Below are 22,548 nucleotides of genomic sequence, written 5' to 3' on the forward strand. Positions count from 1 at the left end.
CGGCGAAAATAGGCGGTTCGGGCCGCGAACCCAAGCCTTGCCGGGCAAACGCCTTGGGATCGGCGTCAATGGGGGGCGGTCGCCCCGGGCGGGATGGGCTTGGCGGGCGCCGGCGCGGGCTTGGCCAGCGCGGTGGTCTTTGCCGTCCCGGCGGCCGGAGCGGCCTTGGCGGGCTGGGACGATGGCGCGGTCGAGACAGCGGGGGTCGGCGTCGGCGGCGGGGCGGCGGCCTCGGCCAGCTTGGAGAGCAGCACCTGCGGGGCCGGCAGCACGCCCTTGGAGCGGCCGCCCACGAACACCTGGAAGTAGTTGGGCTGGGCCACGTCGGCCATCAGCCCGCCGACGTTGGGCACGCGGAAGGCGTCGCCGGCGGCGAACTGGCGGACGAAGTAGATCTGGCCGTCCTGGCCGCGGATCACCAGGGAGGCGGGCTTCAGCGCCTGCAGGATGACCGGCGAGGCCTGCCCCTGCGGCGCGCCATAGACCTGGCCGGTGACCTGGAAGATCGGCGGCAGGGTCGACGGGTCGACCGGCGGCGCCACGGGGATGCCCTTGGCGGCGCTGGGGGGCTTGGTCACCGTGCCGTCGGGGTTGATGATCGGCATGCCCGGCGTCTCGTAGGGCGGCGGGATGGTGGACTCCACCGGGGCCGGCAGCGGCAGGCCCAGGGCCACGGTCGGCGGCTCGGGCGAGGCCAGGGCCTTGGCGGTGGCCTGGGGCGAGGCGGTGGGCGGCGGGGGCGCGCCGGCCAGCATGGCCCGCTGGGCGATGTTCCACAGGATGATGGCGATCAGGATCACCACCACGCCGCCGACGATGGCCACGATCCTGGGGTCGCCGGCCTCGGTGACGCCGACCGGGTTGCGCAGCGGCTCGTCCAGCATCGGCTCCTCGGCCTTGAACCGCTCGACCGCGGCGTCGCCGTCCAGGCCCAGCGCTTCGGCGTAGGCGCGGATGTAGCCGATGGTGAACGGCCGCGACGGCAGCCGGTCCAGCCGCATGGCCTCGATGTCCGCCAGATAGGCGCGGCGCACCCGGGTCATGTCGGCCAGGGTCTCGAGCGACAGGCGGCGCTGTTCGCGGACGGCTTTCAGGGCCGATCCGATGTCGGGGCCGGCGTGCAGGTCGGGGGCGTCGCGTTCGCTCACGACCAGACCTTGGACACCGATTCCCGGCGCTTGTTAGACCGCCACATAGAGCTTGCGCGCCAGGGTCTCGATCTCGTTGCGCACCTGGCCCGCGCTGGACTTCAGCAGGGCCGCCACGCCGCGCCTGGCCGCCTCGCGGTCGCAGGAGAGCACCATCTGCTTCACCGGGCCCACCCCGGCCGGCGGCATGGACAGCCGCTCGAAGCCCAGGGCCACCAGGGTGAAGGCCTCCAGCGGCCGGCCCGCCATCTCGCCGCAGACGGAAACCGGGGTGCCGGTTTCGGCGCAGGCGCGCTGGATCTGCTCGAGCGCGCGCAGCGCCGGCGGCGACAGCGGGTCATAGCGGTCAGCCATCCGCGGGTTCCCGCGGTCGGCGGCGAACAGATATTGCATCAGGTCGTTGGTGCCGACGCTGACGAAGTCGGTGAGCGGCAGCAGCGCGTCCAGGTGCCAGACCACCGATGGCGCCTCGATCATCGCGCCGACGTCCAGCCGCGACGGCGGCGCCCGGCCACGGCGTTGCGCCCAGGCGATCTCGACGTCCACCAGCTGCCGCGCGGCGCGGAACTCGTCCACGTTGGCGACCAGCGGGAACATGATCCTGAGCGGTCGGCCGCGCGCGGCGGCGATCAGGGCGCGGAGCTGCAGGCGCAGCAGGGCCGGGCGGTCCAGGCCCATGCGGATCGCCCGCCAGCCCAGCGCCGGATTGTCCTCCCGCTCGGCCTCCATGTAGGGCAGCACCTTGTCGCCGCCGAGGTCGAGGGTGCGGAAGGTCACCGGCAGGCCGCCCGCGGCGTCCATCACGCGGGAATAGAGCGCGGTCTGGGCGTTAAACCGCGGCATCTCCTCGGCGACCATGAACTGGAATTCGGTGCGGAACAGGCCGATGCCCTCCGCCCCGGTCTCGGCCAGGATGTCGAGGTCGACGTCGAGGCCGGCGTTCATGAACAGGCCGACCTTGGCGCCGTCGCGGGTGTAGGCCGGGGTGTCGCGCAGCTTGGCGAACTCGGCGCGGCGCTGGCGGCGCACGTCGATGCGCGCCTGGATCGCCTTCACGACGTCGGTGCGGGGCCGCAGATAGGCCTCGGCGGACTCGGCGTCGACGATCACCATGTCGCCTTCGGAGACGTGGTCGCGAAGGCCGGGCAGGCGGCCGACGCAGGGGATGTCGAGCGCGCGGGCGACGATCGCGGCGTGGCTGGCGGCCGAGCCTTCCTCCAGCAACAGGCCGCGCAGCTTCTTGCGGTCGTATTCCAGCAGGTCGGCGGGCCCCAGGTTGCGGGCGATCAGGATGGCGTTGTCGGGCAGCTCGCGCGCCGTATGGCCGTCGCCCGACAGGTGGCGCAGCAGGCGGTCGTTCAGGTCTTCCAGGTCGTGCAGACGCTCGCGCAGGTAGGGGTCGCGGGCCTGGCCCAGGCGGGCGCGGTGCTCGGAGCGCACCCGCTCCACCGCCGCCTCGGCGGTCAGGCCGTTGCTCACCGCATCGCCCAGGCTGCGCAGCCAGCTCTGTGAGTGGGCGAACATCCGATAGGTGTCGAGCACCTCGAAGGAGGCGTCGACCAGCCCCGCGTCGCCGGCCAGCATCTGGTCGATCTGGGCCTGCAGGCTCGCGATGGCGGCGGCGAGCCGGCTTTCCTCGGCGGCCACGTCGTCGGACAGCAGCTGCGAGGGCGCGACCGGCGGCTCGTGCAGCACGGCCACGCCATAGGCCAGGCCTTCGGCGAAGCGCGCGCCCTTCAGCCGCTCGGGCCGGTGCGGGGCGATCTCGACGCCCTTGAGCTCGGTCTCGCCGATCAGCTCGCCGGCGGCCACCATCTCGGCCAGCACCATGGCGACGATCTGCAGGTCCTCGACCTCGTCGTCGGTGTAGATGCGCGCGGTGCGGTTCTGGACCACCAGCACGCCGATGGCGCGGCCGCCGCGCAGCAGGGGCACGCCCAGGAAGGCGTGGTATGGGTCTTCGCCGGTTTCCGGGCGGTAGGAGAAGGCCGGGTGCTCGGGCGCGTCGGCCAGGTTCAGCGGCCGGCCCAGCTTCATGATCTCGCCCACCAGGCCTTCGCCCGGCTTCATGCGGGTGACGTGGACGGCGTTGGGGTCGAGGCCCTCGGTGGCGAACAGCTCCATGTCGCCCGACGCGCGGCGCATGTAGAGCGAGCACACCTCGGCCACCATGGACCGCGCGATGATCCGCACCACCATGTCCAGGCGCGTCTGCGCCGGGCCGCCGCCCGCCAGCGCTTCCCGGATCTGCCGAAGCAGGCTGCGTTGACCGCGTATGGCTACGCCTTGAACCGCCATCCGACCCTTCTCGTCCTCCTCCCTGATATTTTTCCGCGTCCTAGCAGGTTTGCGCCGCGGATCGGAGCCTGAAAGGGGCGATTGCGGCCTTAAACGCCATTGCCCAGCAAATGGGCGCCTATACTTGAGCTTTTCCCCCAGCGGCCGCATCGTCGCGCCGAAAGCATAACAAGCGACGCCCGAGGTTCATTCCGGGGCGCGTGTTCGGGGGAACGCCATGCTGCGCAAATGGGGCTTCTTCATCCTGGGCCTGGCCCTGATCCTGGGCGGATCCTTGCTGGCCCACGCGGTCGAGACGGCCGGCGGGGTGAGCCTGAAGGACGTCCGCTTCCCGGGCGAGAAGCCGGGGCTGACCCAGGCGGCGCTGCTCTATGTGCCGTCGACCGCCACCGCCGCCCATCCGGCGCCGGCCGTGCTGGTCAGCCACGGCTACATCAACACCCGCGAGATGCAGTCGCCCTTCGCCATCGAGCTCGCCCGGCGCGGCTTCGTGGTGATGGCCATGGACATGGTGGGCCACGGCTATTCCAACGGCGCGGTCGGCCAGGTGCGCGACCTGGGCGGGCCGGCGGCGCTCGCCTACCTGCAGAGCCTGCCCTACGTGGATAAGGCCAACATCGGCCTGGAAGGCCACTCCATGGGGGGCGTGCCGATCACCGCGGCGGCCGGCGCCCAGCCGGACGGCTACAAGGCCATCGTCTATGAAGGCTCGACGCCGGGGTTCCTGGGGGCCAAGGGCCCGGCCAGCTACCGTAACCTGGCGGTCGTCGAAGGCCAGTACGACGAGTTCGCGGCCCTGATGTGGGGCGAGCCCAAGGGCTCGATGGTCAACCAGTCGAAGAAGATGGCCAAGGTGTTCGGCCAGCCTTCGCCGATCGTGGTCGGCAAGATCTATGGCAACGTCGCCGACGGCAGCGCCCGGGTGCTGGAGAACCCGCCGGTGACCCACCCGTGGGAGCACTTCAGCCGCGCCGGCGTCGGCGGCGCCGTCGACTGGTTCGAGAAGACGCTCTCCGGCGAGGCCAACCCGCTGAACCCCTCGGACCAGATCTGGCTGTGGAAGGACATCGGCACGGCGATCGGCTTCGTGGGCTTCGTTCTGCTGCTGATCGGGACCTTCGAGGTGCTGCTGAGCACGCCGTTCTTCGCCAGCCTGGCGCATCCGGCCGAGCCGGTGGCCGAGCGGCGCGGCTGGAAGTGGTGGCTGGCCTTCGTGCTGACCGCCGCGGTCCCGGCGCTGACCTATTTCCCGCTGATGAAGTTCGGGAACCTGTTCTTCCCGATGATGCTGTTCCCGCAGTCGATCCAGAACCAGCTGCTGGTCTGGGCCTTCGGCAATGCGCTGATCAGCCTTGTGCTGAGCTTCGTGCTGCGCGGCGGCAAGCCCAGCTTCACCCACGCCTGGGGCAAGTCCGCCCTGATCGCGGCGGCGACCATCGCGGTGGGCTATCTGTCGCTGGCCTTCGTCGACGTGGTGTTCAAGGTCGACTTCCGCTTCTGGGTGCTGGGTCTGCGCCCGCTGGACGCCCATCACGCGGTGATGGCGATCCCCTATGCGGTGCTGTGGGGCGTCTACTGCCTGGTCGCCATGCGCGCGCTCTGCGCCAACCTGGCGGTGAAGGGCGAAGGGTTCCTCGTCCAGAACGGGACCTGGAAGCTGGCGCTCAGCCTGGGCTTCATCGTGCTGTTGGTGGTCGAGTACGCGACCCTGTTCCGCACCGGCTTGCTGTTCACGCCCACCGAGCCGCTCAACACCATCGTGGCGATCCAGTTCGTGATCGTGCTGGCGGTGCTGGGGGCGCTGACCGCGGTGACCTACCGGCGGACCAACTCCTACATCCCCGGCGCGCTGATCTGCGCCCTGTTCCTGAGCTGGTACATCACCGGCGGCACGGCCACCCACTGGTACCCGGGGTTCAAGCTGCCGACCCCTGGCGCGGCGCGGGCGCGGTAGGGCTTTCTGCTGACGACGCTCGCCAATGTCCGCTTCGAGCGGAGGCTGTGCGAGGGCGATGCAGACTTGACGGGCCCCCGGTTCCGCCATCTCCGTCGCCTCCAACGAAAGGATGGCAATGGCGGACATGGCTGAGTGGCGAAACCCCGAGATCGCGGCGATGGCGGCCCTGATGGCCTCGTACGCCCCGCCACCGGGCGCGCCCGAGCCGTCGTGGGCCGAGCGCCGTATGGGCTTCGACGCCATGGGCGCCGCGGCCCCGGTTCCGGAAGGCGTGACCGTGAGCCCGATCACCCTGGGCGGTGTTCCGGCCGAGCAGATCACGCCGGCCGGCGCGGACCCCACCCGGACGATCTTCTACCTGCACGGCGGCGGCTATTGCCTCGGCGGCATGGACAGTCACCGGACCATGGTGGCCAAGATGGCGCTGGCCGCCGGAGCGACCGCCTTCAACGTCGACTACCGCCTGGCGCCGGAGCATCCTTTCCCGGCCGCCGTCGATGATGCCGTGGCGGCCTGGCGCGCCTTCCTGGCCATGGGCCGCGACCCGGGGCGGACGGTGATCGCGGGCGACAGCGCCGGCGGCGGCCTTTCGGTCGCCTGCAGCGTGGCCGCGCGGGACGCCGGCCTGCCGCTGGCGGCGGGCCTGCATCTGATCAGCCCGTGGGCGAATATGCAGAACGCCAGCCCGGCTTATCGGGCCAAGGCCGACACCGACTTCCTGGTCACCCAGCAGGGCATCGACGACTTCAAGGGCGCCTATCTCGGCCAGGGCGACCCGAAAACCCCGCTGGCGTCGCCGGTGTTCGCCAACCTGGCGGGCTTGCCGCCGATCCTGATCCAGGTGGGCTCGGAGGAGATGCTGATGAGCGACTCCACACAGCTCGCGGAGGCCGCCGGTCTGGCGCGGGTGGATGTCACCCTGCGCATCTGGCCTGACATGGTCCACATCTGGCCGTTCTTCGCTCATCTGAGCGCCGGCGGCCCGGCGATTGCGGAGTCCTCAGCCTGGATCAGGGCGCGGGTGGCCTAGCGGCGTTTCGAGCCCTTCGATGGGCTTGGCCGCGGCCGAACGGCGGCGTGGCCGGGGTTTGGCGGCTGGAGGCGAAGCCCCGCCTGCGCTGGCGATCGCTGCGGCCATCTCCGCCTGCCAGCGCTCGAGCATGTCCGGCGAGGCGAGCATGAGCGGCGCCTCCGAGACGAGGCGATCGACGAAGGAGACATAGCCCTCGTCGTACATCATCCGGTGCCGCCCCCAGGCCAGCCTGAGCTGGGGTGACTGCAGGCCCCAGCGAAAGGACTTCTCGAAGCTGGTGAAATCCGCCGGGTGCACCAGGCCGCGGCGGTGCTGCGCGAAGGTATCCTCGCCGTTCTGGAACACCGCCCGCGCATGCGCCGAAAAGCGCATCACATCGACGGCGCTGACGTCCTTGCCATTGCGGGCGATCCTCATGTCCATCTGGGCGAACGCTTCGCTCGCCATCCGCTCATTGACCTCCATGACCCGGGTGGTGCGGGCCAGCTTCATCATCGCCTGCTGGCTTATCGCGGCCTGTTTCGCCTGCACGTTCAGCTGTCTGACCTGGAAGTAGAGGAACACGAGCGAGGCCACGACCGCGACGCCGCTGACGAAGCTGCCAATCGATGCGAGATTCGACAGATTCATGGAGCGCCTCCGGAGGGTGTTGCTCCGGACGATACCCATTGGCTGACGTGAGCGCAGCCCATGGCGCCCAACTTACGGATCGTGGTGACGGAACGGCCGTCGGACCAGGGGTTCGATGTCCGTTGATCCGGGCCGGAGTCCGTTCAGGTCCGCATCGCGCCGATCCGATAGGCGCAGCGGCGCGCGCCGGCCAGGATGTGGTCGGTGCGTTCGACCGTGACGCCGTCGCCCAGCGCCGAACGGAAGAGGGCCAGTTCGGCGCGGCAGAAGCCCTGGCAGGCGGCGGCCGCGGCGCATATCGGGCAATGGTTCTCGACCAGCAGGTAGGAGCCGTCCTCCTGACGCGACCACTTGGCCATGTAGCCCTCGGCGGCGCGCAGGGCGGTGAGGCGGGCGAGCCGGGCCTCGAAGGTCTGGGCCGGGGCGAGCGCCTGGGCGTAGGCCGCCGCCTGGGCCTGTTCGCGCCGGGCGATCAGGCGCTCGACGCCGTCCTCCCCGAACTCGGCGCGCACCGCCTCCAGCATCTCCAGGGTGAGCTGGGCGTGGGTGTCGGGGAAGCGGCCCTCAGCCTTCGCGCCCAACGACCACAGCCGGCGCGGGCGGCCGACGCCGCGGCGCTCGGTGGCGTGCTCCACCAGGCCGTCGGCGGCCAGCCGCTCCAGGGTCTGCAGGGCGGCCTGGCGGCTGACGCCCAGGCGTTGGGCGACGGCGAGGGTTTCCTGCGGCCCGCGCATCTTGAGGTTCAGCAGGATCTGGTCGGTCGGGCTTCGCATTCGACAAGTCAAGCATTGCAATATTCGGTGCGAGCGTCTAGCCAGATTCGACAATAGGAAACTTGTCGAAATGTCTGAAGCCGGAAAGGACGGACAGAACCGCTGGGCGGACCTGCTGGCCGACGGCCGGCTGCCGCGCTTCGCGCTCATCATGCTGGGCGTCTGGCTGAACGCCGCCGACAGCCTGGTCACCGCCACCATCATGCCCAGCGTCGGCGCCCAGCTGGGCGGCTACGGCTATTTCAGCTGGGCGACGGCCGGCTACCTGGTGGGCGCGATCCTGGCGGGCGCGAGCTCGGGCCGCGTCTCGGAGATTTTCGGCCTGCGGGGCGCCACGGCGATCGCTGGCCTGATCATGGCGGGCGGCTGCGTGATGAGCGCGCTCGCCCCCGACGTCGGCGTGTTCCTGGCCGGCCGCCTGATCCAGGGCCTGGGCTCCGGTTGGATCAGCGGCTTCGCCATGGTGGCCATCGCCCTGCTGTTCCCCGAGCGGCACCTGGCCCGGGTGTTCGCCGCGGTGACCTTCGTCTGGGGGATCGCCACGGTGCTGGGGCCGCTGTTCGGCGGCGCGGTGCTTGAGGCCGGCAGCTGGCGCGAGGTGTTCTGGCTGTTCGCGGGCCAGGCGGCGCTGTTCGCCGCCGCCGCGCCCTTCCTGCTGGCCGGCGCGTCCAGGGCCGGCGGCGGCCCGGGCGTCCCCTGGACCCAGCTCGGCGTGCTGGGCCTGGGCGTCGGCGCGATCGCCGTGGCCGACGTCTTGACCAGCGCTGGTCTCTCCATCGGGCTGGTGAGCCTGGGCCTGGTGATCCTGGGCGTGGTGGTCTGGCTGGACGGCAGGCTGGCCGTGCGCCTGCTGCCGCATCGGGCCGGCGACCTCTCCACCGTCTGCGGCTCGGGCTATTTCGCCATGTTCGCGCTCACCGCCGCCACCATGGGCTTTGCGATCTACGCCCCGCCGATCCTGCAGCAGCTGCGCCACTTCACCCCGCTGTGGGCCGGCTACGCCATCGGCTCGGAGTCGGCGGCCTGGACGCTGGCGGCCATGCTGGTGGCCAATGTCACCGGGCGCTGGGACGGCCGCTGGATCCGCATCGGCGTGATCCTGCTACTGGCGAGCCTGGTGGTGCTGGCCTGGACCATGGCCGACGGGCCGTTCGCCTGGGTGCTGGCGGGCGGCGCGCTGATGGGCGCGGCCTTCGGCTTTTCCTGGTCGTTCCTGAGCAGGCGGCTGATGCTGGCGCTGTCGGACGAGGACCGGGCGATCGGCTCCTCGGCGATCACCGCGGTGCGCCAGACCGGGGCGGCGGCCGGCTCGGCGATCAGCGGGGTGGCGGCCAACCTGGTGGGGTTCTCGGGCGGCCTCACCGACGCGACGGCGCGCGCCTCGTCCTTCTGGGTGTTCGCCGCGGTGATCCCGCTGGCCGTGGCCGGCGCCTGGGCGGCGTTCCGGATGACCGGCTCGGCCCAAAGAGCCTGACCGCCGATCCATACTCCGGTCGTCCCGGCGAAAGCCGGGATCCAAATGGAATCCGGAATGGATCGCCGGCCCTGCTGAGATCCCGGGCGCAGCATGGATCCCGGCTTTCGCCGGGATGAGCGGAATTATAGCTGGTCCAGGCCGTAGGCCGCGTGCAGGGCGCGCACGGCGAGCTCGGTGTAGGCCGCGTCGATCAGCACGCTGATCTTGATCTCCGAGGTGGAGATCACCTGGATGTTCACGCCCTTCTCCGCCAGCGCCTGGAACATGGTCTTGGCGACGCCGGTGTGGCTGCGCATGCCGACCCCGATCACCGAGACCTTGGCCACGTCCTCGTTCACCGCCACGTCCTCGAAGCCGATGGAGGTCTGGGCGGACCGCACGATCTCCACGGCGCGGGCTGCGTCGCGCTTGCCGACCGTGAACTCCATGTTGGCCGCGCCCTCGCTGCGGGCATGGCTCTGGACGATCATGTCGACGTTGACGTTGGCGTCCGAAAGGGCGCCGAACAGCTGCGAGGAGACGCCCGGATGGTCGGGCAGGCCCAGGAGGGTGATCTTGGCCTCGTCGCGACTGTAGGCGACCCCGCTGACGATGCGCTTTTCCACGATCTCCTCCTCGTCGCACACGATGGTGCCCTGGCCGGGGGCTTCGCCCGGCTCAACGAAACTGCTCAGCACCCGCACGGGCACGTTCTGGGCCATGGCCAGTTCGACGCTGCGGGTCTGCAGCACCTTGGCGCCCAGCGAGGCCATCTCCAGCATCTCCTCGTAGGAGATCTTGCCGAGCTTCCTGGCCTTGGATTCGATGCGCGGGTCGGTGGTGTAGACCCCGTCCACGTCGGTGTAGATGTCGCAGCGCTCGGCCTTGATCGCCGCGGCGATGGCGACCGCGCTGGTATCGGAGCCGCCGCGACCGAGCGTGGCGATGCGCCCGTCGCGGGTCACGCCCTGGAAGCCGGCGACCACCGCCACCTCGCCCTTGTCCATGGCGGCGATCAGCTTGTCGGGCTCGATGTCGTCGATGCGCGCGCGGCCGTGGGCGTCGTCGGCGATGATCGGGATCTGCCAGCCCAGCCACGACCGCGCCGGGACGCCCATATTGCGCAGCGTCATGGCCAGCAGGCCCGCGGTGACCTGCTCGCCGGAAGCCACCACCACGTCGTATTCGTCGTCGGAAAGCGGCAGGCCCTGCGCCGCCGCGCCCGAGCCGTCGGTCCAGGCCACCAGCTCGTTGGTCTTGCCGGCCATGGCCGAGACCACCACGGCCACGCGATGCCCCGCCTCGACCTCGGCGTTCACCAGCCGGGCCACCCGGCGGATGCGCTCCAGGTCGGCCACCGAAGTGCCGCCGAATTTCATCACCAGCCGGGACACGAAGCGCCAGGACCCCCTGCATCAAGAGCGCGCCGTTCTAGCGACGGGGCCCTAGCGGCACAACCTCGCTTGACGGCGGATAGCGCGAGAACTATCTAACTACCTATCTAACAGGAACTTGGCATGGACAGCTCCCGCCTCGCGCAGGTCGTCGGTTCGAACATGACGGTCTCCGACAAGATCAGGGCCCTGGACGCCGCCGGATACCCGCGCGCCGACATCGCCCGAGTGCTGGGCAAGCGCTATCAGCATGTTCGCAACGTCCTGGAGGCGGACCGGCTTCATCCCCCGCGCGGCGGCCGGGACGAAGACCGGGCGGCATCCGCGCCGCCCATCGACGGACTGCAGGAGGCGGGGCGCGAGTTCGTCGGGACCACGCGCCTGAATGTGGAGGCGGACGGCTCCCTGCGCCTGCCGCCGGACCTGCTGAACGCCCTGCAGGCCAGGCCGGGATCGGTGGTCATCGCCGAGATGCAGGCCGATGGCGTCAAGCTGTTCAGCAATTCCGCCGCCTGGGATCGGGTCCGCGCCATGGTGAGGCAGTTCGGCCTCGATCCGGGCCGGGACCTGGTGGCCGAACTTATCGCCGAACGCCGCGCGGAAGCCGCCCGGGATGACTGATGTGGTGCTGGACGCTTCGGCGGTGCTGGCCCTCATCCTCGAGGAGCCCGGCGCCGCCGGCGTTGCGGCGCAACTCGACGGCGGTCGGCTCTCGACGGTCAACCTGGCCGAGGTGGCGCAGCGCCTTGCCGATCGGTGGACCGACGCCCAGGTCGGCGCCGTCCTGGCCGCCTTCCCCTTCGAGGTCGTCGACTTCGATCGCGCCACCGCGGTGCGGGCCGGCCTCATGCGGCGCGTCACCAGGGCTCACGGCCTGTCCCTAGGAGACCGGGCCTGCCTGGCCCTGGCCGAACGGCTGGCCGCACCCGTCCTCACCGCCGATCGCGCGTGGGCGGAACTGGACCTGGGCGTGGAAGTCGTGCTGATACGTTGAGGTCATGAGCGCCGCCGCCAAGTCCTCCATCGATCCCGCCGAGGTCGAGCGGTTCTCGAAGATCGCGGCGGAGTGGTGGGACCCCAAGGGCAAGTTCGCCCCGCTGCACAAGTTCAACCCCACGCGGCTCGCCTTCATCCGCGACCAGGCGCTGCACCGCTTCGGCCGCGACGAACGCGCCCGGCGGCCGTTCGAGGGGCTTTCGCTGCTCGACATCGGCTGTGGCGGCGGCCTGCTCTCCGAGCCCATGAGCCGGCTGGGGTTCGCCGTCACCGGCGTCGACGCCTCCGAACGCAACATCGGCACGGCCGGCGCGCACGCGGCGGAGCAGGGGCTGGCCATCGACTATCGCGCCTCGACCGCCGAGGCCCTGCTGGCGGCCGGCGAGCGGTTCGACGTGATCCTCAACATGGAGGTGATCGAGCACGTGGCCGATCCGGGCCAGTTCCTGCGCGACTGCGCGGCCATGCTGAAACCCCCCTCCGATACGCCGGGTGGGCTGATGATCCTGGCCACCTTGAACCGCACCCTGAAGGCCTTCGCCCTGGCCAAGGTCGGGGCCGAATACATCCTGCGCTGGCTGCCGGCCGGCACCCACGACTGGTCGAAGTTCCTGAAGCCCGAGGAGTTGCGCGGTTTCCTGGCTGAAGAACCGCTGGTTGTGGACGGCCCCTTCGGCGTGGTCTTCGATCCGGTCACCGGCCGCTGGAGCCAGAGCCACGACGCCGAGGTGAACTACATGATGACCGTCGCCCGCGACACGACGGCCTAGGAACGGTCACACGGCTCGGGCTAGGATAGTTCATGCCTTCGTTACGCGTGTTGGGGCACGCCTTCCGGGCTTGGCGGCGCAACCTGCGCTGGCGCAAGCATGAGCCGGAAACGCCCTATATGGCCGATCTGCTCGCGGGCGCGCCGCTCTGCCTGCACGTGGGCGCCAGCGACGGGCGCCACGCCTATGTGATGACCCAGGTGGCGCCCAAGGCGAAGATCTATGCCTTCGAGCCCGCCGCCTTCTCGATCGCGGTGCTGAAGCTGACGCTGGCCTGGCACGGCATCGCCGACCGGGTGACGCCGGTGCGCGCGGCGGTGGGCGACAAGCCGGGCGAGATGCTGCTGGTCACCCCGCGCAAGATCACCGGACGGATGGGCCGGGCCTACGCCTTCGTGGCCGACGAGGCGCCGCAGGGCAAGGCGCGGCCGGACCTGCAGGACACCGGCATGGAGCTGGAGCCGACCCCGGTGGTCACCCTCGACGACTTCTGCGCCGAGCATGGTGTGGCCAAGGTCGACTTCATCCGCATGGACATCGAAGGCGCCGAGCTGATGGCGCTGAGGGGCGCCGCGCGCATCCTCGACCGCGACCGCCCGCACGTGCTGATCGAGATCCATCCCCAGATGCTGGAGGCCCGTTTCGGCGGCACCGCCGAGCAGGTGATCGACCTCTTCCGCGGCCGCGGCTACCGCATGTTCGCGCTGAACGGCGACCGGCTGGAGGAATGTTTCGAGGTCGCCCGCGACCGGCCGTGGAAGGACTATTTCTTCATCCACCCCGCCCGCGCCGGCCGCCTGCCCGACGGCGTGTTCAAGGCGCGGATGGCGGCCTAGGGACCCAGGCCGGGGCTGCCCGCCCCGGAGCCAGGGCGGATGTTCCCGCCCCGATCGATGTGCGTCCGGAACCTCCGGCGGCGCTGACCGCTAAGCTCGTTCCACCCACGACGTGCAATCAGGCTCACATGGCTCTCGAAATTGCGGTCGGACCGCAGAAGCTGGTGCTCAACCAGGGTTCGAGCTTCGCCGTCACCGACCAGGACGGCCAGATCAACTGGCCGACCGACAAGGGCGTCTACTATTCCGACACCCGGCTGATCTCGAGCTGGCGGATCTATGCCGACGGCGAGCCGTGGGACCTGCTGAATTCCGGGAACATCGCCTTCTTCGCGGCCCGCATCTTCCTGGCCAACCGCAAGCTGATGACCGAGTCCGGCGAGGTCGCCGCGGGCGCGCTGGGGCTGACGGTCGGCCGGTCGCTGGAGGGCGGCATGCACGAGGATCTCGACCTGGTGAACCACAGCCAGTCGACGGCCCAGTTCAACCTGGAGATCGCCATCCGCAGCGACTTCGCCGATCTCTTCGAGGTCAAGTCGAGCGCCATCGTGCGCCGCGGTCACGTGAACACCACCTGGTCGAAGGCCCGCGAGACCCTGATCACCAGCTACGCGAACCAGGATTTCCACCGCCGCCTGACGGTGCAGGTGCGCAACGCGGACTCGCCGGTGGTCTACGCCAACGGCCGCCTGAGCTTCGACGTCAAGCTCGCGCCCGGCGCCACCTGGCACGCCTGCCTGCTCTACGCCTTCTCGAACGGCAAGACCAAGAAGGCCGCGCCGCGGGAGTGCATCGCCGACTGCCTGCACGCAAAGTCCGCCAAGCGGCTGGACGACTGGGAGACCAAGGGCCTGTCGCTGAACACCAGCAACCAGGAATTCTACCGCTTCTATCATCAGTCGCGCGAGGACATGGGCGCGTTGCGGCTGCCGCTGGAGGGCACCGACCACCTGGAGTTCGTGCCGGCCGCCGGCATCCCCTGGTTCGTGGGCCTGTTCGGCCGCGACAGCCTGATCGTCTCGCTGCAGAACGCCATGATCTACCCGGACTTCCCGCGCGGCTCGCTGGAGGTGCTGGGCCGCCTGCAGGCGAAGACGCGCGACGACTACCGCGACGCCGAGCCCGGCAAGATCATGCACGAGCTGCGCATCGGCGAGCTCGCCCACTTCAAGATGATCCCGCACACGCCCTACTACGGCACCGCGGACGCCACGCCCCTCTACCTGATCGTGCTGCACAACGCCTGGCGCTCCACGGGCGATGCGGGCCTGCTGGACCGGCACATGGCCACCGCCGAGCGGTGCCTGGAGTGGATCGACAAGTACGGCGATCGCGACGGCGACGGGTTCCAGGAATACCAGACGCGCTCGCCCGCCGGGTACGAGAACCAGGGCTGGAAGGATTCCGGCGAGGCGCTGGTCTATCCCGACGGCGCGCTGGTCAAGGGGCCCAAGGCGCTCTGCGAGCTGCAGGGCTATGTCTACGACGCCTGGCGGCGGATGGCCGAGATCTACGACGCGCTCGGCAAGCCCCAGCGCGCGACCGGCCTGCGGACCAAGGCCGCCAACCTGTTCGCCCGCTTCAACGAGGCGTTCTGGGACGAGGAAAGCGGCTTCTACGCCTTCTGCCTCGACGGCGACAAGAAGCCGGTGCTGAGCGTGGCCTCCAACCCTGGCCATTGCCTGTGGTCGGGCATCGTGCCGCGCGAGCGGGCCGCCCGGGTCGTCAAGCGGCTGATGGCCGACGACATGTGGAGCGGCTGGGGCATCCGCACCCTGTCGGCCAAGCATCCCGCCTTCAATCCGCACTCCTACCAGAACGGCTCGGTCTGGCCGCACGACAACGGGCTGATCGCGCTGGGCTTCCGCCGTTACGGCTTCGCCGAGGAGACCGCGCGGATCGCGCGCGATATCAGCCGCGCCGCCAGCTATTTCGAGCAGCACCGGATGCCCGAGCTCTATGCCGGCCTGCAGCGCGAGCCGACCAACTTCCCGGTGCAGTACCTCGGCGCCAACGTGCCCCAGGCCTGGGCGGCGGGCTCGTGCTTCTGGCTGCTGCAGGCCATCCTCGGCTTCCAGCCCGACGCGCCGGCCGGCAAGCTCTACCTGGACCCGGCGCTGCCGGAATGGATGGCGGACGTGGACCTGAAGAACCTGCAGGTCGGCCGGCGCAGCTTCGACATCCGGTTCATCCGCCAGGGCGACGGCAAGTCCACCTGGGAGGTGCTGCGCGGCGACCGGCGCGCGGTCGCCCAGCGCGACATCGCCACCTACAGCGGGCAGGATGCGGCGGCGGCCGGCGCCGCCGCCTCGCCGCCGGCATGACGGCCGCTCCGCATCTGCTGCCGGGGCCGCCGACCATCCTGGTGATGATGGGGGTCTCGGGAACCGGCAAGACCACCGTCGGCGAGGCGCTGGCCAGGCGGATCGGCTGGACGTTCCAGGAAGGCGACGATTTCCACCCGGCGGCCAACATCGAGAAGATGAAGTCCGGAAAGCCACTCGACGACGCCGACCGCGCGCCCTGGCTGGCCAAGGTCGAGGCCTGGATCGGCGATCAGCTCGCCGCCGGGCGCTCGGGGGTCATCACCTGCTCGGCGCTGAAGCGGGCCTATCGCGAGGCCATCGTCCGGGGCCGCGCCGACGTGGTCGTGGTCTATCTGAAGGGCAGCGAGCCGCTGATCGCCCAGCGGGTCGCCAAGCGCCGCGGCCACTTCATGCCGCCCAGCCTGCTGGACAGCCAGTTTGCCGCGCTGGAGGAGCCCGGTCCGTCGGAACACCCCATCGTCGTCGACGTCGACCAGCCGGTCGAAGGCCAGGTCGACGATATCGTGGGCGCCCTGGCGCGCCGCCGCGAGGACGCCGCCTGACCGCCCCCTTTAGCCGCCGTGGGCGAAGCTGGGATAGAGGCTCATGCCACCGTCCACGAACAGCGTCGTCCCCACCACATAGTCGGCCGCGTCGGAGGCCAGCCAGACGGCGGCCGCGGCGATATCCTCAGGCTCCCCGATCCGCCCATAGGGGATCAGCCGCATCAGGTCCTGCTTCGCCGCCGGCGTGCCCCAGGCCGCCCGGTTGATCGGGGTCCGGATGGCCCCGGGCGCGATGGCGTTGACCCGGATCTTCTCGGGCGCCAGCTCCTGGGCCATGCTCTCCATCAGCATCTTCACCCCGCCCTTGGCCGCGGCGTAGTTGGCGTGGCCGGCCCAGGGGATCACCTGGTGGACCGAGCTGGTGAACAGCACCTTGCCCAGCGCCTTCGACCGGCCCGGGTCGATCCCCTGGCGGCGGAACCGGCGCACCGCCTCCTGCGCGCAGAGGAAGGCGCCGGTCAGGTCCACCTCCAGCGCCGCGCGCCACTCCTCCAGGCTCATCTCGGTGAAGGCCGCGTCCTTCTGGATGCCGGCGTTCGCCGCCAGGATGTCGACGCCGCCGAACGCCTCGGCGGCGATGTCGAACAGGCCCGCGACGTCGGCCGGCTTGGAGACGTCGCCCGCCGCGGCGACGGCGCGACCGCCCTGGTCGGCGATCTGGCGCACGATGGCTTCGGCGGCGTCGGGCTGGCCGAAGTGATTGACCACCACGGCCGCGCCGGCCGCGGCGAAGCCCGCCGCCATGCCGGCCCCGATGCCGGAGCTCGCGCCGGTGATCAGCACGCGTTGGTTGGCGAGTGGAGGCTGGGTCATGCGGGCGTCCTCGGGGCTGGCGTCCTCGAGGGGTTTCGGGGATCGGCGGCAAGCTCGCCGATGCAACGCGCAACTCGCCCCGAAGGGCGCCGGACGGCCCTCAGAAGCCCAGGGCGAGCGCCGAAAGGCCGGCCAGCAGGCCGAACGCCACCACGCCGGCCGCCACCGCGGCCAGGATGCGCGGCGGGAACGAGCGCGACAGCATGGCCATCGACGGCAGGCTGATCGGCGGCAGGGTCATCAGCAGCGCGCCGGCCGGCCCCGCGCCGATCCCCAGCGACAGCATCGCCTGGATGATCGGCACCTCGCCCGCGGTGGGGATCACGAACAGGGCGCCGGCCAGGGCGAAGGCCACGATCCACTGGATGTGGTCGCCGATGGCGGGCCCGATGGTCGGGAACAGCCAGGCCCGCCCCGCGCCCAGCAGCAGCACCAGCACCACATATTCCGGGATCAGCCGCAGGCTCATGCGCCCCAGGATCGTCAGCCAGCGGCGCAGGGGCGCGGCCTGCGGCGCGCCCGCCAGGGCCGCGGCCGCGGCCTCGGCCTCTTGCGCCTCGCCGGGCGAGGTCAGGCGGTTGGCGAGCCAGCCCAGGCCGAACACCATGGCCACGCCCAGCACCAGTCGCAGCGCCGTCCACTTCCAGCCCAGCACGAAGCCGATGAACACCAGGGTCGCCGGGTTCAGCACCGAATTGCCCAGCCAGAAGGCCATCGCCCCGCCGGCCGAGGCCTGCTGGCGGCGCAGGCCCACCACCACCGGCGCCGCGCAGCAGGTGCACATCATCCCCGGCAGGGCCAGCAGGCCGCCGGCCAGGGCGCTGCCGAACCGCGCCCGGCCCAACAGCCGCGCCACCCAGTCGGCCGGCAGCAGCGCCTGCACGCCGGAGCCCAGCAGCAGGCCCAGCACCATCGCCTTCCAGATCGCCTTGCCGTAGGCCAGGGCATAGCCCCACGCCGCGTCCCACGACGCCGCCGGCGCCTGGGCCGCCTTGCCCATCAGGATCGAGCCGCCGATCGAATGGGTCGAGGCCGCCACGAACGCCTTGTCCCAATAGGGCAGCCACTTCACGTACAGCAGGCCCGCCGCCGCCAGGGCGAAGAACAGCAACAGGCGCGGCGCCGCGGGCAGGGTTCTGGCTTCAGTCATCGCCATGGGTTTTGGAGCGGCGAGACGGCGGGATCAAGGTGGGCGGTGGGGTGAAAGGGGCGGGAGTGGGTGAAGGTTGGCTTTGCGCGGGGAGCGGACGTTGGCCCCAGCGCGGAACGTGGACGCTCATTCCCTTACCGCGCGCGCATCATTGTCGTAGCCCAGTAGCCTGGCGCTAGCCCGAAGGCTTTCTTGAATTGGCGGGACATGTGGCTCTGGTCGGCGAACCCGGCTTGGAGCGAAGCTTCCACAAGCGGAATGCCGTCGAGTATTAGGCGACGGACGATATCCAGCTGGCGCATGGTGCGATAGCGGCTGGGGCTCGTGCCAAAGGCGGCCCGGAATTGGCGCGCCAAGCTCCAACGATCCAGCTGCGAGACCCTTTCGAGCGCATCCAGACGGTGGCATTTGGCGGGATCGGCAGCGATCATGACGCGAGCGCGGTTCAGCCCTTCCATAGATAGGACCGCTGGTTCGATGGGACGGCTGCATGCGGCCATCAAAGCCTCGAGGGCAAGATCAACAACATCTATTCTGCCGAGTTCGTCTATCTCGTCGTCAAGGTCCCATAGCCGCCGGAAGCGAGTTAGGCGGCGCGCAGAAAAGGCCACGATGGGTTCGGAAACGAACGGCAGGGATTTGCCCCCCAAAGCCTCCTGGACCAACGCTGGATCGAGATAGAGAATCCGGTACCGGAAGCCGGCTTCACTGCCGGGGGCGCCGTCATGCACCTCATCAGGATGCAGTATGTGGCAGCGTCCAGGTAAAGAATATCGACGCAGGCCGCGATAGCGGAACGTCTGTACACCAGCGAGCGTAAGACCGATTGCATAGGTGTCGTGTCGGTGCAGACTGAACGACCGCCTTTTCAAGGCCAATTCCAGCCGTTCTATGCCTTCGCTTCCCCGGCCGGGAATCAGTCGATCAACCGTGTGACGCAGGTCGACCAAGTTGCACAACCCTTCAAGATCATTGGCCGAGTATTTGGCCATAGTGGTGCATGCGGCAGTCCAAGCCTGTCAACAACGCGAGGCCATAGATGAGATCAGCATGCAGGGTAATTGTCGGCGTCGCGTGCCTCGCGGCGCTGGGAACGACTGGGGCGCCTGCCGGCGCCGAGACCGTCGCGGCCAAGGCAAGGCCTCCGCTCTACAGGTACGTATCGTACTGGGCGTTTCCACAGGGCCATCGGCCTGAGCTCGGCAAGGACGGCGCCATTGCGGGGGAGCGGATCCTCACAGCGGCGCTCGCCGACGGGACCGTTCTCGGCTACGGCGACGATGAAGAGCAGGTACATTCGGCCGGAGGCTTCACTCACGCCCGCTGGTTCCAGGCCAAGTCGTTCGCGAGCCTGTTTAAGATGACCCAGACCGTCCATATTGACGGCGACTCAAACTCGCCCCCGCTCGCGGACGCGACCAGGCACTGGGACCAGATCTACGTCACCAGCTTCTACAATTGGAAACCCGGCTCGTGGAAGGGCGCATACGGGTACTCAGGGACCGCGGAGCTCAGGCCCGACGTGCCGGACGCTAGCGATGCGGTCCGGGCGCTCAGCAGCTTTTACGTTCCGGTGTTCGAGAAGATGCTCTCCGACGGCATCATCGTGGAATATGAGATCGACCGGGTGGTTCACACCAGCGACTCACCGCGTCAGATACATTTCAGCTTCGTGATCCCGAACGCCGAGGGGCTGGACAAGTTTCAAGCATCCCTTGGCGACGCCATCGACCAGAACTCGCTGATCGCGCCCGCTTTTGGCGGGCTGACGGTCAATTTCTCGGAGAAATTCGACTTCGTAAAGGTCAACGCAACCTACAAATAGCGTTGTGCCTACCGTTCGGAGGGGCGGAAAAATGCTGCGGACATAGTCCCAGCGGAGCCCTGTGTACCAGCTCTGTGGGCCAAAACGGACCTTCGCCGCGTCGCCAACGCGCTAAAACCCATCCCCACGTCCGCTTCTGACGCACCGGCGTGTTTCCCTGCCGCGGATGCCCGAGACCGCCGACCGCGATGAGGAGATGCTGGCCCGCCTGGCCGAGTTCGACCTGGCGGCGGCGGAGCGCGTGCATGGGCGGCTGATGGCGGCCGAGGCGGCGGGCGAGATCGCCGAGCTGGGCCGCACCTATCAGCGGATCGCCCGCTCGCTGCGCCAGACCCTGGCGCTGAAGGCCAAGCTGAAGCGCGACCGCGAGGCCGCGGCGCGGGAAGCGGCCTCGTCCCAGGCCCCGCCGCCGCGCGGACCGGTCGCCAGGGCGCGGCGCCTGCGCGACCTGCGCCAGGCCGTGACCCGGGTCATCTGGGACGAGGCGGAAAGCCCCGATCACGCGGCCGACCTCACCGATACCCTGGACGCGCTGCTGGCCGAGGCGGTGCTGGACGGCCGTTTCTGCTTCGAGGCCCTCGACGACCATGTGGCGCGGATCTGCCTGGAGCTCGACCTGTCGCTGGACGGCGCCGAACGCTGGCGCGACCTGCCCGAAGCGCCGGACGATGAAGACCCCGACGCGGCCCCGGCCGATGCGGCCCCCGATCGGATGAGTTCGGCCTAGCGCCAACCGCCTTCCCCGCGGAAGCGGGGACCCAGGTGTTTTTCGTTCAAACCACGGACCATGCGGAATTCACGGAAAGCATCCGTTTGGTCCCTGTCTTCCGTGGTTCCCATAAGCCCCCGTCCCCGCGTCCGCGGGGAGGGCGGTAATGGGTATGGCCCATCCGCGCCGATGGGCTAGCCTCTGTGGAACACAGTCAACGGAACGCCCCATGCTTGGCTTGATGATGGATCGGGCGCTGACCTTGCCCTCGATCCTGGAGTACGCCGCCCAGTATCACCCGGACCGCCAGGTGGTGGACCGCATGGTGGAAGGCCCGATCCACCGCTACGGCTACGCCGACGCGCTCGCGCGCACCAAGCGGATGGCGAATGCGCTGGCGGCGATGGGCGTGAAGCCGGGCGACCGGGTGGCGACGCTGGCCTGGTCCACACACCGCCACTTCGAGCTCTATTTCGCGGTGACTGGCGTGGGCGCGGTGCTGCACACCATCAACCCGCGCCTGCATCCCGACCAGGTGGTCTGGGTGGCCAACCACGCCGAGGACGCCTTCCTGTTCTTTGACAACAGCTTCGCGGGCCTGGTGGCGGAGCTGAAGGACCGCCTGCCGCGGGTGAAGGCCTTGGTGGCCATGACCGACCGCGAACACTTGCCGCCGGAGGCGCCGGCGGATGCGCTGGTCTACGAGGAACTGATCGTCGGCCAGCCGGCGGACTTCGCCTGGCCGGACCTCGACGAGCGGCAGGCGTCCGGCCTCTGCTACACCTCCGGCACCACCGGCAATCCGAAGGGGGTGCTCTATTCGCACCGCTCGACGGTGCTGCACGCCATGGCGCTGGCGCTGCCGGACGCCTTCGACTTCTCGGCGCGCAGCGTGGTGATGCCGTGCGCGCAGATGTACCACGCCAACGCCTGGTGTACGCCCTATGCGGCGCCCTTGGTCGGCGCGACCCTGGTGCTGCCGGGCCGCGCGCTGGACGGCGCTTCGATCGCCGAGCTGATCCGCGCCGAGGGCGTGACCTTCCTTTTGGGCGTGCCGACCATCTGGGTGGGCGTGGCCGACCACCTGGACCAGACCGGCGAGCGACTGGCCTCAGTAAAGACCATCGCGGTCGGCGGCTCGGCGCCCACCGCCGCCCTCGTCCAGCGGATCGAGGACCGGCTGGGCGGCCAGGTGCGCCAGATCTGGGGCATGACCGAGACCAGCCCGCTGGGGGTCATCAACACGCCCCTGCCGCAGCACGACGGCGAGGACGAAGCCGCCACCCTGTCGCGCAAGCTGAAGCAGGGCCGGGGCCTCTGGGGCGTCGACCTGCGGATCGTGGGCGAGGATGGCGAAGAGCTGCCGCGCGACGGCAAGAGCACCGGGGCGCTGCAGGTGCGCGGGCCCTGGACCGTCGGGGCCTATTTCAAGCAGGACGGCTCCGAGGTCTTCACCGCCGACGGCTGGTTCGACACCGGCGACATCGCCACCCTCGACGCCGAGGGCTACCTGCGGCTCACCGACCGGGCCAAGGACGTCATCAAGTCCGGCGGCGAGTGGATCTCCACCCTCGACCTGGAGGACGCGATCTGCTCGCACCCGGCCGTGGCCATGGCCGCCGCCATCGGCGTGCCGCACCCCAAGTGGGACGAGCGGCCGCTGCTGCTGGTGACCCTCCGCCCCGGCCACAGCGCCGATCCTGAGGCCCTGAAAGCCCATGTCGCCGCGCGCGTCGCCAAGTGGTGGACGCCGGACGAGGTGCGGATCATTGAGGCCCTGCCGATCGGCCCGACCGGCAAGGTGCTGAAGCGCGAACTGCGTGACCAACTGGCCACAGCCGCGCCTGTTCAGCCCGCCGAAAGCTGAACCGCAGCGAACCAACCCTGT

General features: G+C 69.9%; 20 protein-coding genes. 12 read left to right on the top strand and 8 right to left on the bottom strand.

Going from position 1 to position 22,548, the window contains the following annotated elements; translation table 11 throughout:
* Nucleotides 1-65: 65 nt before the first annotated feature.
* Both VGL85_RS06940 and ptsP read right to left on the bottom strand, forming a co-directional pair.
* A complete protein-coding gene (locus tag VGL85_RS06940) occupies nt 66-1,148 on the bottom strand; it encodes a helix-turn-helix domain-containing protein (RefSeq protein ID WP_331587404.1) in 1,083 nt (360 codons plus the stop codon).
* Between the two features lie 33 nt (nt 1,149-1,181).
* On the bottom strand, nt 1,182-3,446 hold the full coding sequence (gene ptsP / locus VGL85_RS06945; protein WP_331587406.1) for a phosphoenolpyruvate--protein phosphotransferase: 2,265 nt from the start codon (nt 3,444-3,446) through the stop codon (nt 1,182-1,184).
* A 217-nt stretch (nt 3,447-3,663) separates the two neighbouring features.
* On the opposite strand from ptsP, the gene VGL85_RS06950 reads away from it, so the two are divergent.
* Both VGL85_RS06950 and VGL85_RS06955 read left to right on the top strand, forming a co-directional pair.
* Nucleotides 3,664-5,400 (top strand): alpha/beta hydrolase family protein, encoded by a 1,737-nt coding sequence (locus tag VGL85_RS06950; RefSeq protein WP_331587408.1) that lies wholly within the window; start codon nt 3,664-3,666, stop codon nt 5,398-5,400.
* Nucleotides 5,401-5,527: 127 nt separating this feature from the next.
* Entirely contained in the window at nt 5,528-6,433 is a 906-nt protein-coding gene (locus tag VGL85_RS06955) for an alpha/beta hydrolase (RefSeq protein WP_331587410.1), read from the top strand.
* On the opposite strand, the gene VGL85_RS06960 is transcribed toward VGL85_RS06955, so the two are convergent.
* Together VGL85_RS06960 and VGL85_RS06965 are read right to left on the bottom strand one after the other, a co-directional pair.
* Nucleotides 6,404-7,066, bottom strand: coding sequence for a hypothetical protein (locus tag VGL85_RS06960; protein ID WP_331587413.1), 663 nt, complete (start codon nt 7,064-7,066; stop codon nt 6,404-6,406). The two genes, VGL85_RS06955 and VGL85_RS06960, sit on opposite strands and share 30 nt — an antisense overlap.
* Before the next feature lie 143 nt (nt 7,067-7,209).
* A complete protein-coding gene (locus tag VGL85_RS06965; RefSeq protein WP_331587415.1) occupies nt 7,210-7,839 on the bottom strand; it encodes a hypothetical protein in 630 nt (209 codons plus the stop codon).
* Between the two features lie 70 nt (nt 7,840-7,909).
* Here VGL85_RS06965 and VGL85_RS06970 point away from each other — a divergent pair, with 70 nt between their 5' ends.
* Nucleotides 7,910-9,313 carry an MFS transporter gene (locus VGL85_RS06970; RefSeq protein ID WP_331587417.1) on the top strand — a complete coding sequence of 468 codons (1,404 nt, stop codon included), beginning with the start codon at nt 7,910-7,912 and terminating at the stop codon, nt 9,311-9,313.
* 125 nt (nt 9,314-9,438) lie between these two features.
* On the opposite strand, the gene VGL85_RS06975 is transcribed toward VGL85_RS06970, so the two are convergent.
* A complete protein-coding gene (locus VGL85_RS06975; protein ID WP_331587419.1) occupies nt 9,439-10,689 on the bottom strand; it encodes an aspartate kinase in 1,251 nt (416 codons plus the stop codon).
* Nucleotides 10,690-10,812: 123 nt separating this feature from the next.
* On the opposite strand from VGL85_RS06975, the gene VGL85_RS06980 reads away from it, so the two are divergent.
* From VGL85_RS06980 to VGL85_RS07005, 6 genes are all read left to right on the top strand, one after another.
* Complete coding sequence (locus VGL85_RS06980) at nt 10,813-11,310, top strand: AbrB/MazE/SpoVT family DNA-binding domain-containing protein (protein WP_331587421.1); 498 nt, start codon at nt 10,813-10,815, stop codon at nt 11,308-11,310.
* Nucleotides 11,303-11,683 (top strand): type II toxin-antitoxin system VapC family toxin, encoded by a 381-nt coding sequence (locus VGL85_RS06985; RefSeq protein WP_331587423.1) that lies wholly within the window; start codon nt 11,303-11,305, stop codon nt 11,681-11,683. Before VGL85_RS06980 ends, VGL85_RS06985 begins: the two co-directional genes overlap by 8 nt.
* A 4-nt stretch (nt 11,684-11,687) precedes the next feature.
* The gene (gene ubiG / locus VGL85_RS06990) at nt 11,688-12,455 is read left to right on the top strand and encodes a bifunctional 2-polyprenyl-6-hydroxyphenol methylase/3-demethylubiquinol 3-O-methyltransferase UbiG (RefSeq protein WP_331587426.1); all 768 of its coding nucleotides are present in this window, start codon (nt 11,688-11,690) and stop codon (nt 12,453-12,455) included.
* Nucleotides 12,456-12,574: 119 nt separating this feature from the next.
* Nucleotides 12,575-13,291, top strand: coding sequence for an FkbM family methyltransferase (locus VGL85_RS06995; RefSeq protein WP_331587428.1), 717 nt, complete (start codon nt 12,575-12,577; stop codon nt 13,289-13,291).
* A gap of 128 nt (nt 13,292-13,419) precedes the next feature.
* Nucleotides 13,420-15,615: a glycogen debranching N-terminal domain-containing protein gene (locus VGL85_RS07000; protein WP_331587430.1), complete on the top strand. Its 2,196-nt coding sequence runs from the start codon at nt 13,420-13,422 to the stop codon at nt 15,613-15,615.
* Nucleotides 15,612-16,160: a gluconokinase gene (locus VGL85_RS07005; protein ID WP_331587432.1), complete on the top strand. Its 549-nt coding sequence runs from the start codon at nt 15,612-15,614 to the stop codon at nt 16,158-16,160. The genes VGL85_RS07000 and VGL85_RS07005 overlap by 4 nt, the downstream gene beginning before the upstream one ends.
* A gap of 9 nt (nt 16,161-16,169) precedes the next feature.
* Here VGL85_RS07005 and VGL85_RS07010 read toward each other — a convergent pair whose 3' ends face one another.
* From VGL85_RS07010 to VGL85_RS07020, 3 genes are all read right to left on the bottom strand, one after another.
* Nucleotides 16,170-16,976 (bottom strand): glucose 1-dehydrogenase, encoded by an 807-nt coding sequence (locus tag VGL85_RS07010; protein WP_331587434.1) that lies wholly within the window; start codon nt 16,974-16,976, stop codon nt 16,170-16,172.
* Between the two features lie 100 nt (nt 16,977-17,076).
* Nucleotides 17,077-18,126: a permease gene (locus VGL85_RS07015; protein ID WP_331587436.1), complete on the bottom strand. Its 1,050-nt coding sequence runs from the start codon at nt 18,124-18,126 to the stop codon at nt 17,077-17,079.
* Nucleotides 18,127-18,260: 134 nt separating this feature from the next.
* Complete coding sequence (locus VGL85_RS07020) at nt 18,261-19,118, bottom strand: AraC family transcriptional regulator (protein ID WP_331587438.1); 858 nt, start codon at nt 19,116-19,118, stop codon at nt 18,261-18,263.
* A gap of 47 nt (nt 19,119-19,165) precedes the next feature.
* Here VGL85_RS07020 and VGL85_RS07025 point away from each other — a divergent pair, with 47 nt between their 5' ends.
* The 3 genes from VGL85_RS07025 (at nt 19,166) to VGL85_RS07035 (ending at nt 22,527) form a co-directional block, all read left to right on the top strand.
* Nucleotides 19,166-19,951 (top strand): hypothetical protein, encoded by a 786-nt coding sequence (locus VGL85_RS07025; protein WP_331587440.1) that lies wholly within the window; start codon nt 19,166-19,168, stop codon nt 19,949-19,951.
* A 166-nt stretch (nt 19,952-20,117) separates the two neighbouring features.
* Nucleotides 20,118-20,678 (top strand): hypothetical protein, encoded by a 561-nt coding sequence (locus VGL85_RS07030; RefSeq protein WP_331587442.1) that lies wholly within the window; start codon nt 20,118-20,120, stop codon nt 20,676-20,678.
* 211 nt (nt 20,679-20,889) lie between these two features.
* The gene (locus VGL85_RS07035; protein ID WP_331587445.1) at nt 20,890-22,527 is read left to right on the top strand and encodes a long-chain fatty acid--CoA ligase; all 1,638 of its coding nucleotides are present in this window, start codon (nt 20,890-20,892) and stop codon (nt 22,525-22,527) included.
* Nucleotides 22,528-22,548 lie beyond the last annotated feature (21 nt).

It is taken from the genome of Phenylobacterium sp., assembly GCF_036501465.1.
GTDB lineage: Bacteria > Pseudomonadota > Alphaproteobacteria > Caulobacterales > Caulobacteraceae > Phenylobacterium.

What these genes read in the sequence shown, in the direction of transcription:
- ptsP (WP_331587406.1), bottom strand. Translation starts at nt 3,446, where the DNA reads ATGGCGGTTCAAGGCGTAGCCATACGCGGTCAACGCAGCCTGCTTCGG.
- VGL85_RS06950 (WP_331587408.1), top strand. Translation starts at nt 3,664, where the DNA reads ATGCTGCGCAAATGGGGCTTCTTCATCCTGGGCCTGGCCCTGATCCTG.
- VGL85_RS06955 (WP_331587410.1), top strand. Translation starts at nt 5,528, where the DNA reads ATGGCTGAGTGGCGAAACCCCGAGATCGCGGCGATGGCGGCCCTGATG.
- VGL85_RS06960 (WP_331587413.1), bottom strand. Translation starts at nt 7,066, where the DNA reads ATGAATCTGTCGAATCTCGCATCGATTGGCAGCTTCGTCAGCGGCGTC.
- VGL85_RS06965 (WP_331587415.1), bottom strand. Translation starts at nt 7,839, where the DNA reads ATGCGAAGCCCGACCGACCAGATCCTGCTGAACCTCAAGATGCGCGGG.
- VGL85_RS06970 (WP_331587417.1), top strand. Translation starts at nt 7,910, where the DNA reads ATGTCTGAAGCCGGAAAGGACGGACAGAACCGCTGGGCGGACCTGCTG.
- VGL85_RS06980 (WP_331587421.1), top strand. Translation starts at nt 10,813, where the DNA reads ATGGACAGCTCCCGCCTCGCGCAGGTCGTCGGTTCGAACATGACGGTC.
- VGL85_RS06985 (WP_331587423.1), top strand. Translation starts at nt 11,303, where the DNA reads ATGACTGATGTGGTGCTGGACGCTTCGGCGGTGCTGGCCCTCATCCTC.
- ubiG (WP_331587426.1), top strand. Translation starts at nt 11,688, where the DNA reads ATGAGCGCCGCCGCCAAGTCCTCCATCGATCCCGCCGAGGTCGAGCGG.
- VGL85_RS06995 (WP_331587428.1), top strand. Translation starts at nt 12,575, where the DNA reads ATGGCCGATCTGCTCGCGGGCGCGCCGCTCTGCCTGCACGTGGGCGCC.
- VGL85_RS07000 (WP_331587430.1), top strand. Translation starts at nt 13,420, where the DNA reads ATGGCTCTCGAAATTGCGGTCGGACCGCAGAAGCTGGTGCTCAACCAG.
- VGL85_RS07005 (WP_331587432.1), top strand. Translation starts at nt 15,612, where the DNA reads ATGACGGCCGCTCCGCATCTGCTGCCGGGGCCGCCGACCATCCTGGTG.
- VGL85_RS07010 (WP_331587434.1), bottom strand. Translation starts at nt 16,976, where the DNA reads ATGACCCAGCCTCCACTCGCCAACCAACGCGTGCTGATCACCGGCGCG.
- VGL85_RS07015 (WP_331587436.1), bottom strand. Translation starts at nt 18,126, where the DNA reads ATGACTGAAGCCAGAACCCTGCCCGCGGCGCCGCGCCTGTTGCTGTTC.
- VGL85_RS07020 (WP_331587438.1), bottom strand. Translation starts at nt 19,118, where the DNA reads ATGGCCAAATACTCGGCCAATGATCTTGAAGGGTTGTGCAACTTGGTC.
- VGL85_RS07025 (WP_331587440.1), top strand. Translation starts at nt 19,166, where the DNA reads ATGAGATCAGCATGCAGGGTAATTGTCGGCGTCGCGTGCCTCGCGGCG.
- VGL85_RS07030 (WP_331587442.1), top strand. Translation starts at nt 20,118, where the DNA reads ATGCCCGAGACCGCCGACCGCGATGAGGAGATGCTGGCCCGCCTGGCC.
- VGL85_RS07035 (WP_331587445.1), top strand. Translation starts at nt 20,890, where the DNA reads ATGCTTGGCTTGATGATGGATCGGGCGCTGACCTTGCCCTCGATCCTG.